This is a genomic window from Belliella buryatensis, from assembly GCF_900188245.1.
Classification (GTDB): domain Bacteria; phylum Bacteroidota; class Bacteroidia; order Cytophagales; family Cyclobacteriaceae; genus Belliella; species Belliella buryatensis.
In genome coordinates this window covers 80,619-95,343 of the sequence record NZ_FZOK01000014.1, presented here as the reverse complement: position 1 = coordinate 95,343, position 14,725 = coordinate 80,619, and the positions used below count along the sequence as shown (strand labels likewise).

The 14,725-nt window shown below is 39.1% G+C and carries 13 protein-coding genes; 8 read left to right on the top strand and 5 right to left on the bottom strand.

All coding sequences use genetic code 11. From position 1 onward, the window contains the following. Positions 1-122 precede the first annotated feature (122 nt). Positions 123-725 carry a TetR/AcrR family transcriptional regulator gene (locus CHB66_RS14315; RefSeq protein ID WP_089242098.1) on the top strand — a complete coding sequence of 201 codons (603 nt, stop codon included), beginning with the start codon at positions 123-125 and terminating at the stop codon, positions 723-725. A 240-nt stretch (positions 726-965) separates the two neighbouring features. On the opposite strand, the gene CHB66_RS14310 is transcribed toward CHB66_RS14315, so the two are convergent. Continuing rightward, positions 966-1,919, bottom strand: a complete 954-nt coding sequence (locus CHB66_RS14310; protein ID WP_089242097.1) for an NAD-dependent epimerase/dehydratase family protein — start codon at positions 1,917-1,919, stop codon at positions 966-968. 148 nt (positions 1,920-2,067) lie between these two features. Between CHB66_RS14310 and kbl the strand changes: the two genes are divergently transcribed. Further along, complete coding sequence (gene kbl / locus CHB66_RS14305) at positions 2,068-3,264, top strand: glycine C-acetyltransferase (RefSeq protein WP_089242096.1); 1,197 nt, start codon at positions 2,068-2,070, stop codon at positions 3,262-3,264. A gap of 561 nt (positions 3,265-3,825) precedes the next feature. Here kbl and cdaA read toward each other — a convergent pair. Both cdaA and folP read right to left on the bottom strand, forming a co-directional pair. After that, positions 3,826-4,701, bottom strand: a complete 876-nt coding sequence (cdaA, locus tag CHB66_RS14295; RefSeq protein WP_089242094.1) for a diadenylate cyclase CdaA — start codon at positions 4,699-4,701, stop codon at positions 3,826-3,828. Further along, complete coding sequence (gene folP / locus CHB66_RS14290; RefSeq protein ID WP_089242093.1) at positions 4,698-5,582, bottom strand: dihydropteroate synthase; 885 nt, start codon at positions 5,580-5,582, stop codon at positions 4,698-4,700. The genes cdaA and folP overlap by 4 nt, the downstream gene beginning before the upstream one ends. Before the next feature lie 14 nt (positions 5,583-5,596). On the opposite strand from folP, the gene CHB66_RS14285 reads away from it, so the two are divergent. From CHB66_RS14285 to CHB66_RS14275, 3 genes are all read left to right on the top strand, one after another. Further along, positions 5,597-6,142, top strand: a complete 546-nt coding sequence (locus CHB66_RS14285) for a DUF1599 domain-containing protein (RefSeq protein ID WP_089242092.1) — start codon at positions 5,597-5,599, stop codon at positions 6,140-6,142. Further along, the gene (locus tag CHB66_RS14280) at positions 6,135-7,232 is read left to right on the top strand and encodes a BT_3928 family protein (RefSeq protein ID WP_089242091.1); all 1,098 of its coding nucleotides are present in this window, start codon (positions 6,135-6,137) and stop codon (positions 7,230-7,232) included. The genes CHB66_RS14285 and CHB66_RS14280 overlap by 8 nt, the downstream gene beginning before the upstream one ends. A gap of 202 nt (positions 7,233-7,434) precedes the next feature. Further along, positions 7,435-7,965 carry a shikimate kinase gene (locus CHB66_RS14275; protein WP_089242090.1) on the top strand — a complete coding sequence of 177 codons (531 nt, stop codon included), beginning with the start codon at positions 7,435-7,437 and terminating at the stop codon, positions 7,963-7,965. Here the strand turns inward: CHB66_RS14275 and CHB66_RS14270 are convergent. Both CHB66_RS14270 and CHB66_RS14265 read right to left on the bottom strand, forming a co-directional pair. After that, complete coding sequence (locus CHB66_RS14270; RefSeq protein WP_089242139.1) at positions 7,955-9,448, bottom strand: OmpP1/FadL family transporter; 1,494 nt, start codon at positions 9,446-9,448, stop codon at positions 7,955-7,957. The two genes, CHB66_RS14275 and CHB66_RS14270, sit on opposite strands and share 11 nt — an antisense overlap. 169 nt (positions 9,449-9,617) lie before the next feature. After that, entirely contained in the window at positions 9,618-10,997 is a 1,380-nt protein-coding gene (locus CHB66_RS14265; RefSeq protein WP_089242138.1) for a hypothetical protein, read from the bottom strand. A gap of 129 nt (positions 10,998-11,126) precedes the next feature. On the opposite strand from CHB66_RS14265, the gene proS reads away from it, so the two are divergent. The 3 genes from proS (at position 11,127) to floA (ending at position 14,551) form a co-directional block, all read left to right on the top strand. Then, positions 11,127-12,608 carry a proline--tRNA ligase gene (gene proS, locus CHB66_RS14260; RefSeq protein WP_089242089.1) on the top strand — a complete coding sequence of 494 codons (1,482 nt, stop codon included), beginning with the start codon at positions 11,127-11,129 and terminating at the stop codon, positions 12,606-12,608. Positions 12,609-13,072: 464 nt separating this feature from the next. Continuing rightward, the gene (locus CHB66_RS14255) at positions 13,073-13,534 is read left to right on the top strand and encodes an NfeD family protein (protein WP_089242088.1); all 462 of its coding nucleotides are present in this window, start codon (positions 13,073-13,075) and stop codon (positions 13,532-13,534) included. 3 nt (positions 13,535-13,537) lie between these two features. After that, on the top strand, positions 13,538-14,551 hold the full coding sequence (gene floA / locus CHB66_RS14250) for a flotillin-like protein FloA (protein ID WP_089242087.1): 1,014 nt from the start codon (positions 13,538-13,540) through the stop codon (positions 14,549-14,551). Positions 14,552-14,725: the final 174 nt, after the last annotated feature.

Genomic DNA, 14,725 nt, shown 5'->3' with positions numbered 1-14,725 from the left:
GAGAGTAGGCTAAATAGATAAAATGTTTATCTGCTAAATGTAATGCCTCTTCTTTCATAACATGCAACATTCCGGATACTCATATAGATAATTAACAAAATCACTTGAATATTTAATTAACAATGGGAAATATAGGTAATAATGATACTAGGCTATTTCTTGCTATTGAAGAATTATTTTTAAAAAAGGGCCATGCAGCACTTGGAATTAATGCCATTTCCAAGAAATCAGGGGTGGACAAGTCTTACATTTATAGAAAGTACGAAACATTTGAAAACTTACTAGAAGCTTATTTTATCCACAAAGATTATTGGTCTACAAGAGTAAGTGCGGTCAATGATGCCATCTCAAATGATGCTCCTTTTTCCTTGAGGCAAATCATTGACTATTACTTGCATACACAATTTGATACGGTTTTGAAGGACCATCAATTCCAGAAATTAATGTTGTGGAGTGTGTCCGAAGAGCATGAATTAATGAAGTCATTCATTGAAAAGAGAGAACAAGTAGGGGAGAAACTCTTTGAGGCGCTTCAATCAGAAATCCTGGAAACAGAAGTTGATTTTCGTGCCATCTCAGCAATCAATGTGGCCGCATTGTATTACCTAGGCCTGCATGCAGCTTCCAATAATGGAACATTTTGTGGCTTAGACTTAAATAAGACAGAAGATCAACAAAAAATAAAAGACGCCATCTCCTTTATTAACAAAAGGTTTCTAAAATAAATAAAGCCTCATTTTTGAGGCTTTATTTATTTTCCAAAAGCTATTTCCCTTTAAACTTTTCCCTTTCTCCTAATTCCCTGAGCTACTCTAACTTTTCAACATTTAAACTTTATCAACCTTCCAACCTCCCTACATCATCAATATTCCAATCAATTAATCCAACTAACCAAATAACCAATAACTAATCAACTAATTGACTACCTTTTTTCAGTCGACTGTTAACTGTCGATCGTTGACAATTCAAAAATTCACCATATACTCTGGCAAATTCGCCAAAATATCTGCTGTCATTTTTTTGAGATCATAATCATGCTTCCAGCCCCAGTCTGCTCTTGCACTACTATCATCAATGCTATCTGGCCAGCTATCAGCGATGGCTTGCCTAAAGTCAGGTTCGTAGGAAATTGAAAAATCAGGATAATGTACTTTGATGCTTTCAAATATCTCTCGCGGAGTAAAACTGATCGCTGCCAAATTATAGCTGGATCGTATTTTTACTTGCTCTCTGGGTGCATGCATCAAGTCCAATGTTGCCTTGATTGCATCAGGCATATACATCATCGGGAGGGCACTGTCTTCTCTCAAGAATGAAACAAAATGTTCACCTGCAATGGCTTTGTGATAGATATCCACGGCATAATCAGTCGTGCCACCACCTGGAAGAGATTTGTAGCCAATAAGTCCTGGGTACCTTAAACTTCGCACATCTACACCAAACTTTTGAAAGTAGTACTCGCACCACCTTTCCCCGGCTTGCTTAGATATACCATAGACAGTATTCGGTTCTTTGACACAATATTGAGGTGTATTGACCTTAGGTGTATTCGGCCCAAATACAGCAATAGAAGAAGGCCAATAGATCTTCTCCATCTTGAATTCTTTGGCCAACTCTAAGACAAACAAAAGACTATCCATATTCAGCTGCCATGCAAACAGTGGGTTTTTTTCTCCCGTCGCAGAAAGTACAGCTGCTAGATGATAAATCTGCTTTACATTTTCTGTTTTGACCAATTGCCTGACAGCATCCTGATTCATGATATCTAAGACTGCTGTCTTACAAAAATCAAACTTCTCTAAGGCTTTCGGGTTGATATCAGTAGCGATTACATGGTCGCTACCATACTGCTGAGTCAGCGTAAGTGTCAGCTCTGAACCTAACTGTCCAGCTGCACCAATGATAAGAATTCTCTCCATTTTAAAACTTTCAATCTATTAGGTTTCCTAGACCCTCTAGCTTTTGATATATTTGGGTATTGATTGAGGCAAAAATAAGGATTTCAGTTGAGGATTTTTATTTTAATGCATTTGAATTGATTTTACAATACAAAAAATAAATAAAAAGATGTTTGATACATTGAAACCCAAATTAGAAAAAGAGTTAAAGGAAATTCAAGAAGCAGGTCTTTTCAAAAAAGAACGCATCATCACTTCCCCACAAGCCGCAGAAATCACCATTGCTGGAGGTCAGAAAGTCCTAAATTTCTGTGCCAATAATTACCTTGGCCTATCTTCTCACCCACAAGTCATCGAGGCAGCCAAAGCAGCCATCGATAGTCATGGCTTTGGATTATCTTCAGTGAGATTTATCTGTGGTACACAAGATATCCACAAAGAACTGGAAGAGAAAATATCTAAGTTTTTAGGAACAGAAGATACCATCCTCTATGCGGCAGCTTTTGATGCCAATGGCGGTGTATTTGAGCCAATCCTTGGTCCAGAAGATGCCATCATCTCAGATGCTTTGAATCATGCATCTATCATTGATGGAGTGAGGCTATGTAAAGCCATGCGCTTCCGTTACCAACATAATGATATGGCTGACCTCGAAAAGCAACTTCAAGATGCTGATGCCCAAGGTGCGAAAAATAAAATCATTGTGACTGATGGTGTCTTCTCCATGGACGGTACCATCGCTCAATTAGATAAGATCGTAGCCTTGGCAGAAAAATATCATGCCCTAGTCATGTCTGATGAATGTCACTCCACCGGATTCATGGGTAAAACAGGTAGAGGAGTTCATGAACTCAAAGGAGTAATGGGTAAAATAGACATCATCACAGGTACATTAGGGAAAGCATTAGGCGGTGCATCTGGTGGTTTTACCTCTGGTAGAAAAGAGATTATCGAAATCCTCAGACAACGTTCCAGACCATATTTGTTTTCCAATACTTTAGCACCATCCATTACAGGTGCCTCTATCGCGGTTTTTGATTTACTTTCTGAGACTACAGAGCTGAGAGATCGATTGGAAGAAAACACCAAATACTTCAGAGCCAAAATGACTGAAGCAGGATTTGATATCAAGCCAGGAGAACACCCGATTGTACCCATCATGTTATACGATGCAGTCTTGTCTCAAAAAATGGCTGAGAAGCTATTAGAAAAAGGAGTCTATGTGATCGGATTCTACTATCCAGTAGTACCAAAAGGTCAAGCGAGAATCCGAGTACAAATATCGGCAGCACACGAAAAAGCCCATCTCGACCAAGCCATCAATGCTTTCATTGAAGCAGGCAAAGAACTAGGTGTGATTTCTTAGTGGTTAGACACAAGAAGTAAGGCTCTTGATTGAAAATCTTGAAAGCTTGATTGATACAGATAAAGTTAAGCTTTGGTTAACAAAAAGGTCAAAGGGATTAATCCTTTTGACCTTTTTGTTAAAACAAATGAATGACCTTTTTATTTTAGAAGCCATCCCACATTCTATGAAGCTTATCTTATTTTTAAATCTTCCAATTTCCCAATCTTCCAATCCCTCATACCCAAATAACCTCCCGATCCCTCGGGGAACTCAATCACCCAATTCCTAACCTCTCCCATTCATCCAAAGAAATAAATCTGTGAAATCAGCGGAATCTGTGCGAGCCCCCAACCTTCCTATCCCACAAGGCCACTCCCAACGTTGCGCTCGTTGCGTACATCGTTGCGCCCGCCGCGAGAACTAATCCCATTCCCATCAATCAAATAATCTTCCAATTCCTAATCCCCAAATCACCTATTAACTCAATAACTCAATCACCCAATCCCTAACCTCTCCCATTCATCCAAAGAAATAAATCTGTGAAATCAGCGGAATCTGTGTGAGCCCCCAACCTTCCTATCAAGAGGCACTAGAAGTAGACCTGTTACTCTTTGACCTGTTTCTTTCGTAGACAGTTACTGGTTCAAATTTGTCGTCAATATCCACCCCCGTCAAATAATCATTGATAAACTCACGTACTTCTTGGAAAGAAAGATTATGCAAGATTTTACCATTTCTAGCGAGTGAAATCTGCCCCGTCTCTTCCGAAACAATCAATACAAGCGTATCCGTTGCCTCAGACATGCCTATCGCAGCCCTATGTCTAAGCCCAAACTGCGCCGGAACATCCCGCTCTGTCACAGGAAGAATACATCGTGCCGCCTTTACTTTACCATTATAAATAATAACCGCCCCATCATGCAAAGGACTATACTTATTGAAAATTGAAATCAAAAGTCTTTTGGAGACTATCGCATCCATCAAATCCCCACTTTCAGCATAGAATTTTAATTCTGAATTCCTTGAAATCACCATCAAGGCTCCCATGTTAGTCCCAGATAAGGATTTGGCAGCATCAATGATCGGATTGATATTGAATGCCTGTGTTTCCCTTTTCCTCCAAAAAAGCAATTCTTGAAGAATATTCTCATTCGAAAGGATAGAAGAACGTCCGATGATCAAAAGAAATTTCCTGATTTCAGGGGCAAAGATGATGATGGCGGCAATGACACCCACGCCCATAAATTGCCCCAAAATGATTGAAAGTAGCTCCATTTTCAAGGCACTAACCATCAAGTAAATCAAGTATATGGATAGAAAACCTAAGAAAATCTTGATTGCAACACTACCCCTAAGAAGCTTGTACACTTGATACAAAAGCATACTCACCAGTGTGATATCAATGATATTCACAATGGAAATCTCTAAAAATCCTATTTTGAAAAGTAAGTTCAAGGGTAAAGTTGTTTGAATAAGGTTACAGTTTCTTTAGCTTCTTTGACATCATGCACACGCAGTATTTGAGCGCCATGCATCAAGGCTGCCATATGCAAGGCAGTAGTTCCATTGAGCGCTTCGCTAGGATTTATTTCTAATTTTTTGTAGATCATTGACTTTCTTGATACCCCGATAAGCATTGGAGCTTGGATTGTCTTAAAATAGCTTAAATTCCTCAATATCCAATAATTCTGCTCCATTGTTTTTGCAAAACCGAATCCAGGATCCAATATCACATCATTAATGCCAGCTTTTTTGCATTCGTTCATTTTTTCAGAGAAATATTTCATCATCTCCAAAAGAATGTCATCATAATCTGTCTGATTTTGCATATTCTGAGGCGTTCCTTTCATATGCATGGCGATATAAGGGACTTGTAACTTCCCTACAGTTTCGATCATGTCAGGATCCAATGTGCCAGCTGATATATCATTTACGAAATCTGCACCACATTGGACGGCAGAAGAAGCAATCTTGGACCGAAAAGTGTCAATGGAAAGCTTCGCTTCAGGAAATTCACGTTTGATTGCCCCTATGGCTGGAAGTACGCGAGACATTTCCTCTTCAAGACTCACTTCAATGGCTCCCGGCCGGCTACTGTATCCACCTATATCTAGTATGTCTGCTCCTGATGCAAGCATTTTTTCTGCCTGATGCAAGATTAAAGCTTCGTCCTGAGATATCCTGCTGCCTTCATAAAATGAATCTGGCGTGATATTCATGATGCCCATCACCCAAGGCCTATCCAATAAAAATAGCTTTCCTTTACTCCGAAGTGTTATTTTTGGGGGAAATAATTTATCTTCGATTTCTGAAGAAGAAGTGAATAAGTTGTCCATTAAATCAAACTGCCTTGAAAACGCAAACCGTGAGCGAATATAATCAAGTTATTGCCCTTTGTAAAGAACTTTTTAAGAAGAAAACAATTGATTATGGCACTGCCTGGAGAATCCTAAGGCTCCCTTCTATTACAGACCAGATTTTCATTAAAGCCCAACGCATCAGGTCTATCCAAGATAAAGGCAATCAGAAAGTCAATGATCCCATTTCTGACGAATTTGTAGGCATCATCAACTACTGCTTGATAGCCTTGATCCAAATTTCTATGGTAGAGGATGAAAGGTTGGAATTAAGCTATGAAGAGCTTGAACCGATTTACGACCAATGGGTCAATGCCACAAGAGGCCTTTTAGAAAATAAAAACCATGATTATGGTGAGGCCTGGAGAGACATGAGAGTTTCTTCTATGACTGACATTATCTTGATGAAACTTTATCGAGTAAAGCAAATTGAAGATAACCAAGGACGAACCATCGTCTCTGAGGGCATTGAAGCCAACTACCAAGACATGATCAACTATGCAGTTTTCTGCCTTATCAAATTAGGATACCATGCTTAAAGACGCAATACTATACATCATCCGCTTACTCGTAGGTGGATTGTTCATCTTTTCAGGACTAATCAAAGTCAATGATCCTGTTGGTACAGCGATCAAGCTCGAAGAATACTTTGATGTGTTTTCCTATGACATCGCTGGGTTTTTTACCGTATTTAAGCCTTGGGCTTTGGAGATAGGCGTAGTCATGGTGGTGGCTGAAGTGGTTTTGGGAATCATGCTGATTCTTGGGCACAAACTCAAATTCACCGTTTGGGCATTAGGCTTGATGATCCTTTTCTTCACCTTTCTGACATTCTATTCAGCCTACTTCAATAAAGTAACAGACTGCGGATGTTTTGGAGATGCCATCAAACTGACCCCTTGGGAGTCATTCTACAAGGATATAGTTCTCTTAGTAATGATCGGGATTCTTTTTGTTTTCCGGAATCAACTCAAAAGTAACACACAAGCATGGGCGGCCTGGTCAGTCAGGATTTCATTGGTTTTATCCCTAGCTTTAGCGATTACTGCAATTAGAAATCTTCCCTTTATAGACTTCAGAGCTTACAAAGAAGGTGTGAACATCCCAACTAATATGCAACCTTCCGCACCCTTGGAATACAGTTACATCATGACAAAAAATGGAGAAGAATTCATTTTTGATCAATATCCTACCGAAGGTGATTATGAATTTGTGGATATGAAGCTCAAAAATGAAGATGCCTTACCAAAGATCTCTGACTTTGCCGTATGGAATGATGAAGGTGATTTTACAGAGGAAATACTTACTGGGAAAAAAGCAGTGATCCTTGTAACCAATCTATCTAAAATCAACACCGATTACTTGGAAGAATTTGATCAAATTATTGCCGGACTTACTGCATCAGAGATAGAAGTTGTATTTGTAGCAGCTTCTTCACAGCAGGAGATCAACAGCTTCTTGACTGCTCGAAATTGGAACCTGATAGGTTACCAAGCAGATGCTACTGTAGTGAAAACAATCATGCGCTCTAATCCAGGATTGATGCTACTCAATGAAGGGACTGTTTTGAAAAAATATCATTTCAGAAACACCCCATCTCCCGAGACCGTAAAATCTTTCTATAAGTAAAATGATTAGTCGCTTTCTTATCAGTAAGAATTAAAATTAGTGTTGAAATGTTTCGCGGAATTCTTGACTATGATCTGCGCATTCAACACAAAAGCTATTGACTGTCATCTGATGTCTGTCAATAGTTTCTATAATAATAGTATTAAATCCCCCTATACCAAATTTAAATTACCTTCATCTTTAACCCTCTCCTCTTATCAAAATGAGATTACCGCTCAAAATAGTCTTGGTTGGAATGCCTGGTTCAGGCAAATCTACTTTTGGGAGACAGTTAGCCAGAGAACTCAATTTTGTATTCATTGATTTGGACCACCATATCGAAAAAGAAGAGGGGAGATTGATCAAAGATATTTTTGCTGAAGATGGAGAAGGGAAATTCAGAGAACTTGAGACCAAGTATCTGACAGAAGCTTTGAAAAATGTGGAGGGTTTTGTGCTATCCACAGGTGGAGGTACACCTTGCTTCAATGACAATATGGAGCTGATCAATGAAAAGGGAATAGCTGTATTTCTGGATGTGCCTTTGGAAACAATTCATAGAAGACTGACCAAAGACTCAGCAAGTCAGCGCCCCATGTTTTTTGGTATGAGTGCTGGAGATATCACCCTTAAACTCAAAGATTTGATAGCAGTCAGAGGGCCATATTACGAGCAAGCAAAAATAAAGCTCAGTGGTGAGGATCCCTCCACTGAGCTTTTGATGTCTGAGCTGATGACTTTACTTAGAAATTAAATCCTACTGTCACCATTCCTTGGGTCATGTTATTTCTGATTTCACTGAATGGTCCCACATTTTGATTAGCACTATTGATGATAGCGTAAGAATTATAAAGATTGTCTGACTGGGAATTGATCAAAGCAAAGTCAATATACATTCTACTCAATCTAACACCCACACCACCTGTAATGCGCTGCATACTTCTATCAAAAGAGGTGTCTGTAGTGGGGTCGCCATAGTAGGCATAACCGGCTCTCAGTCTCCAAATATCAAATCTATATTCACCACCTACGCGGTAATTGAAAGTAGAACCTAAAAATGTCGCTAAATCCCTATTGTCAAAGGAAGTGTCAAAATCTCTGGAATTGATTCTATTTTGACTGTAGTCTACATAGTCAATATCCGCTGTGATAAATCCACTTTTCCCCACAAAGAATGTACCTCCAGCACTCAATAAAAGAGGAGTGCTCAGCGTAGTCGTATTTATTTCAACATTACTGAATTCCCTTTCTGTGAATGTCAATTGCCCATTTTCATTAAAGAATTCACCAATGATATTGGCATCTACCTCTTTATTAAGTCTATACCAAGTTGGGCTTTTGAAGTTCAATCCAAGGTTTACTGTTTCAATTGGCTTGTAAATGACACCTAAATTGATACTTGCTCCAAATCCATTGATTCTCGTATTATCTTCTATGGAATAGATAAGTGACCTGACATTATTTCCATCCAAGAACTCCTCCCCATATACCCTGTTTTGAAAGAAATTTACAGAATGGATGCCTAAGCCACCACCGATAAACAACTTGTTTTCGAAATTGGCACCATAGGAAAATGAGGTTTGTGTTATACCACCTTCAGTAATGATAGTTTCATCAGCAAACGGTTGTCCAAAGACATACTCAGGGTCTTTGAAATATCCAGTCCCCGGATTACCTTGCACCAATTCAATATCTAAAACCAAGCCATCAGAAGCCCCAATAGGTGGCTCTCCAAAAGCAGTGTATTGATTGATGTAAAAATCAAGCAGAGAGTTTTGATTTCTTATATCAGAAAAGTAACCAAACTGGTTATTGAAATCTGCGATCCTGTTGAAGCTAACTCCAAATGTCCCACCTCTGAATGAGCCTGGCTGAAGTTCTCCTTTGGGTTTGGCAATGACCAAACTTAGGTTAGGAAGTGAAAAATTAGGTGTTCTATCATCCTGTAGCTGGCCTAGAAAATTGGTCTGAGCATTATTCACAGCAAAGGATGGAGTAATGGAGAACTCTGATCTCCTGAAGAAACCTAAACCTGCAGCATTTGAATGAATATTTGAAATATCTCCTCCAAGAGACATTTGTGCACCGCCTAAGGCATTGATTCTAGCTGATCCTGTTGATCTGAATTGACTGAAAAGTTGGGCGTCATCGAGAAAACTAGTTTGTGCATTTACATGATTAAGACTAAAAGCTGAAACTACAGCCCCACCTATCAATAATTTTTTGAGAAATGTCATAGAAATTATTTTGGTTGATTTTTCAAGCATCTTACAAAGATGATGCTTAACACTCTTTAATTAACGTAAGTTTAGAAAAAAAGATAATATTCATTAGAAAAAACTTTAATAATAAAAAAAACACCCAAGTCAAATAACTCGGGTGTTTGAATATATAAGAGATAGTTTATTAGTTTCCTCTACCGCCTCTTGAACCGCCAGAGCTAACTGCTCCTCCGCCTCCTCGGCTACCACCTACGCTACCGCCACCTATACTTCCACCAGAACTTCTGCTTGGAGGACTATAAGTGCTTCTTGATGGCGAAGTAGTTCTCGCTGGCTGCGAATAAGTACTTCTAGTTGGTGCCGTTCTAGTGTTGTATGAAGGGCTTGCACTTCTATTGTAGCTCGGAGAGGAAGATCTTGTAGGAGTAGTTCCCATGGTAGATCTTGTGTTTCTGTTTGGAGCTACAGTTCTGTATGAAGGTGCTGCACTAGAACTTCCAACTCTGCTTGATCCTCTGTCCATTACGGCAGATCCGGTATTTCTTGAAGAAGGAATAGCAGATCTTGTGCTTGTATTAGCAGCAGTCCTACTTCTTGAATTGTTATAATAATCGTTTTGTGAAGAGCTAAAATCAGTTCTTGCATTTCTAGTCGATGTAGTCACCTGTCTACCAGAAGTGGCATCTCTTCTTGCTGCAGCTCTAGATGTAGAAGGAGCTGTTGCTACATTTCCACCTCTAGTTCCTGTAGATCCGATTGCCGAACCTCTTGTAGGTCTAGCACCTCTTACAATTTGTCTATTGGCAAATTCATTGCCTGGCAAAATGTAGATTGGTCTTCCAAATCCACCGCCCCAGCCCCAAGCAGGACCGAATCCGCCCCAACCGAATCTGTTGAAGCCCATTCCAGGCCAGAAAGGATCAAAGAAAGGATCATAAAATCCACCGCCCCATCCAAAGCCTGGACGCATCCAAGGATTTCCAAATCCAAATCCACCACCAAATCCGAAGCCTATAGACATGTTAAAACCAGGTCTAAAGCCAAAACCCATTCCTGGCATCATACCCATGCCAAAGCCTGGACCCCAGAATGGATCCCACATACCCATTCCCATTCCCATGCCCCAAGGTGAAAACCCACCCATCATCATAGGATTCATAAATGGGCCACCAAAACTATTGAAGTTACCTCCGGGATTACTGTAGTAATTGTTATAGACGTTGATATTAGGATTGTTCTCTCCTGCTACTTGGTTATCATCAAAATATACTGAACCTTCTTCTGTAGCATTGCTTTCAGCTTGATATCTGGCAATAAACTCAGGATTAACATTTCTAGCAGAGAAATTTTCCTGCTCAAATGTCGCTGAATTAGTTTCAGATAAAGGTCTAAAGTTCTGAGGATTGTTGTTGCTTACAGCAAATTCTGTTGCAATTCTTGCATCAGAAGCCATAAAATAGAGGTCATCAGTCTCACCCCTCATGGCATTGTAGCTTGTACTACATGAAGACAAGGCAATCATGGCAGAAGCTCCAAGCGTTAAGAATGTGTGTAATCGTTTCATTTTCTTGTTGTTTACTATCTCTAACACTATTATACGTGTCATATCTAAGAGGGTTATAATTTTTGAAGTATATTTGCCCTCCTCAATTAGAGGTGAAATATAACTAGAAATTCTATATCAACAAATATCATGAGCAAAGGATTGCCTAAAAGAAGTGAAGACTACTCTTTGTGGTACAACGAATTAGTGAAAAGGGCAGATCTTGCAGAGAACTCTGCTGTCAGAGGTTGCATGGTGATCAAACCATACGGCTATTCTATTTGGGAAAAAATGCAGGCTGAGCTAGATAGGATGTTCAAAGAGACAGGTCATAGCAATGCATATTTCCCACTTTTTATACCTAAGTCCTTTCTCTCCAAGGAGGCTAGTCATGTTGAGGGCTTTGCTAAAGAATGTGCGGTGGTGACGCATTACCGACTCAAAAATTCTGAAGATGGTAAAAGTGTAATCGTAGATCCAGAAGCAAAACTAGAAGAGGAGTTGATTGTGAGACCTACTTCTGAGACAGTGATTTGGAGTACTTACAAAAACTGGATTCAATCCTACAGGGATCTTCCTTTACTAGTCAATCAATGGGCTAACGTGGTACGTTGGGAAATGAGAACAAGGTTGTTTTTAAGAACCACTGAGTTTTTATGGCAAGAAGGACATACTGCTCATGCAACTAAGCAAGAAGCAATTGATGAAACAGTTCAAATGCTAAATGTGTATGCTACTTTTGCTGAACAATTCATGGCAATGCCGGTCGTAAAAGGTGTGAAAAGTGCCAATGAAAGATTTGCAGGAGCAGAAGATACTTACTGTATTGAGGCTTTGATGCAAGATGGTAAAGCATTGCAAGCAGGTACTTCTCATTTCTTAGGGCAAAATTTTGCTAAAGCTTTTGATGTAAAATTCGCAACGAAGGAAGGTGGTTTAGAGCACGTTTGGGGCACATCTTGGGGTGTAAGTACCAGATTAATGGGTGCCTTAATTATGGCGCATTCTGATGATAATGGCTTAGTGCTTCCTCCAAAATTGGCTCCTATTCAAGTGGTGATTGTACCGATCTACAAATCTGATGAAGAATTAGATAGGATTGAAGCAAAGGCGAAAGAAATCATGGCTAAATTAAAAGCCAAAGGCGTTTCTGTGCATTTTGATCATAGGGATACCCATAAGCCAGGATGGAAATTTGCTGAATATGAACTCAAAGGCGTACCATTGAGAATTGCAATGGGTCCAAGAGATTTAGAAAACAATACCATAGAAGTCGCAAGAAGAGATACGCTGACAAAGGAAACCGTCAATCTTAGCGAAATAGAAATAGATGCCTATGTAGAGGGGATGCTGGATATGATTCAGAGTACTATTTATCAAAAAGCATTTGATTTTAGAGCACAAATGACAACAGAAGTAAACTCTTGGGATGAGTTTGTAGATGTTTTAGAAAATAAAACGGGGTTTGTATCGGCTCACTGGGATGGAACCACTGAGACAGAGGAAAAGATCAAAGAGCTCACTAAGGCTACAATAAGATGTATTCCTTTAGATCAAAAAGTAGAAAATGGAGCATGTGTTCTGACTGGAAAGCCTTCAAACGGGAGGGTGCTTTTTGCAAGAGCATATTAAGCATCCACATTACTTACAAGATATATCCACTTTCATTTCAGAAAATATTTGCAATACTCTTTGCGACTTCATATAATTTTGACTGTCATCAGTCAATGATTTTTGCAAGCATTAATTGTTAATACATTTTACTGTATCGATTAAGGATAATCAAATTAATCAAAAACCTCTTGAGCCTACTCTAGAGGTTTTTTTCTTATCAATGATATCTATTTCCTATTTCACACCAGAAGCTAAACTGAAAATTGTTTTTAGAGAATAGTTATCCTGGCAAATAATTGACTAATAACTGATAATAATAAGTAACTTGTCCAAGGGGATTCAATCCCGAAGACTCGGGATCATACTTAAGCTAATTAGTTTTTTACAGAGTTACTGGCAAAGTTGTGTAAATCCTCAATCATATTTACGATCACGATACTTCGTATTTTATACTTTCTTCGTATTTTCAAAAAAAAATTAAAATGACTTGGTTTATTCTTATAGCCCTTCTTGGGATTGGACTGACTTTGATATTGACGGAAATCCTCTTTGTGCCTGGGACTACAATCATTGGGATTTTCGGTTTACTGGTATCAGCTGGCGGGGTTTATTATGGTTTTGTGAGTTTTGATACAGGAACTGCATGGGCAATTTTAACAGTTACATTATTGCTGAATTTCTCTGCACTTGTTTACAGTTTTCGATCTGGAGTATGGAATAAGTTTGCTTTGGCAGACACGATAAAAAGTAGGTCATTTGACAATCGCTTGGAAGGCTTGGAACTTGGGATCGAGGGGATAGCTGTTTCAGATATCAAACCAATCGGTAAAGCGGAGTTTTTAGATAAAATATATGAAGTAAAATCCGATTCAGGATTTATAAGAGTAGGAACGAAATTAATAATTACTAAATTGGAGCATAATACGATCATTGTAAAAAGTTAAACTATGGACATGACTAATTCGGCATTCATTTTATTTTCAGCATTTGCCGCGCTGATACTCTTATTTGTGTTTTTGTACTTTGTTCCAGTCAATCTGTGGATCACTGCAATTTTCTCTAACGTGAAAGTGGGAATTGGTGAATTGATAGGAATGAGGATCAGAAAAGTGCCACCAAGTATTATTGTCAACTCTTTGATTACGGCAACCAAGGCAGGTCTTGATTTGACTACCAATGATCTAGAGACACATTACTTGGCTAGTGGTAACGTCCCCAATGTGATCAGAGCACTGATCTCAGCAGACAAAGCCAATATCAATCTGAGCTTCAAGCAGGCTACAGCCATTGACTTAGCGGGTAGAGATGTATTTGAGGCGGTACAAATATCTGTAAACCCCAAGGTGATCAATACACCAAATGTCGCAGCTGTAGCAGCTGATGGGATTCAGTTGATCGCTAAGGCTAGAGTGACCGTGAGGGCTAACATAGCTCAATTGGTAGGGGGTGCAGGAGAAGAGACTATTCTTGCAAGAGTAGGTGAGGGGATCGTTACCTCTATCGGTTCTGCTCAAAATCATAAGAGTGTATTGGAGAATCCTGATAAAATTTCTAAGCTCGTTTTGGAAAGAGGGTTGGATGCAGGTACTGCTTTTGAAATCCTTTCTATTGATATCGCGGATATTGATGTCGGAACCAATATTGGTGCTAAGTTACAAATTGATCAGGCTTCTGCGGATCTCAAAGTAGCAGAAGCTAGAGCTGAGGAAAGAAGAGCAATGGCTGTAGCATTGGAGCAAGAAATGAAAGCAAGATCTGTAGAAATGAGAGCAAAAGTTATCGAAGCAGAAGCAGATATTCCTAAAGCTATTTCTGAGGCGTTTAGGTCTGGAAACTTAGGGATAATGGATTACTACAGAATGGAAAATATCAAGTCTGATACAGACATGCGGTCAACTATTGCAGGAGATGACTCTGGTAGCTCAGATAGTTCCAAAGGAACAATAGGGGGTAAAAAATAATACATCAAAGTGTTATTTTCAATAAAAAAGCGGGCTCCAAATCCTGCTTTTTTTTGTTTTCTGATTAGACGATTACTTGTCATTAGCTTGTCTTCTCAGAATCTAAGGATGTTTTGAATTAATATATATCTATTGTGTATATCCGCTTTATTACTAGTAGCCATTGATAATAGT

Bases quoted from the DNA above. Each gene is read 5' to 3' on its own strand.
- floA (WP_089242087.1), top strand. From the start codon at position 13,538: ATGGACATGACTAATTCGGCATTCATTTTATTTTCAGCATTTGCCGCG.
- CHB66_RS14280 (WP_089242091.1), top strand. From the start codon at position 6,135: ATGCTTAAAGACGCAATACTATACATCATCCGCTTACTCGTAGGTGGA.
- CHB66_RS14315 (WP_089242098.1), top strand. From the start codon at position 123: ATGGGAAATATAGGTAATAATGATACTAGGCTATTTCTTGCTATTGAA.
- CHB66_RS14275 (WP_089242090.1), top strand. From the start codon at position 7,435: ATGAGATTACCGCTCAAAATAGTCTTGGTTGGAATGCCTGGTTCAGGC.
- CHB66_RS14310 (WP_089242097.1), bottom strand. From the start codon at position 1,919: ATGGAGAGAATTCTTATCATTGGTGCAGCTGGACAGTTAGGTTCAGAG.
- CHB66_RS14265 (WP_089242138.1), bottom strand. From the start codon at position 10,997: ATGAAACGATTACACACATTCTTAACGCTTGGAGCTTCTGCCATGATT.
- kbl (WP_089242096.1), top strand. From the start codon at position 2,068: ATGTTTGATACATTGAAACCCAAATTAGAAAAAGAGTTAAAGGAAATT.
- CHB66_RS14270 (WP_089242139.1), bottom strand. From the start codon at position 9,448: ATGACATTTCTCAAAAAATTATTGATAGGTGGGGCTGTAGTTTCAGCT.
- proS (WP_089242089.1), top strand. From the start codon at position 11,127: ATGAGCAAAGGATTGCCTAAAAGAAGTGAAGACTACTCTTTGTGGTAC.
- folP (WP_089242093.1), bottom strand. From the start codon at position 5,582: ATGGACAACTTATTCACTTCTTCTTCAGAAATCGAAGATAAATTATTT.
- CHB66_RS14255 (WP_089242088.1), top strand. From the start codon at position 13,073: ATGACTTGGTTTATTCTTATAGCCCTTCTTGGGATTGGACTGACTTTG.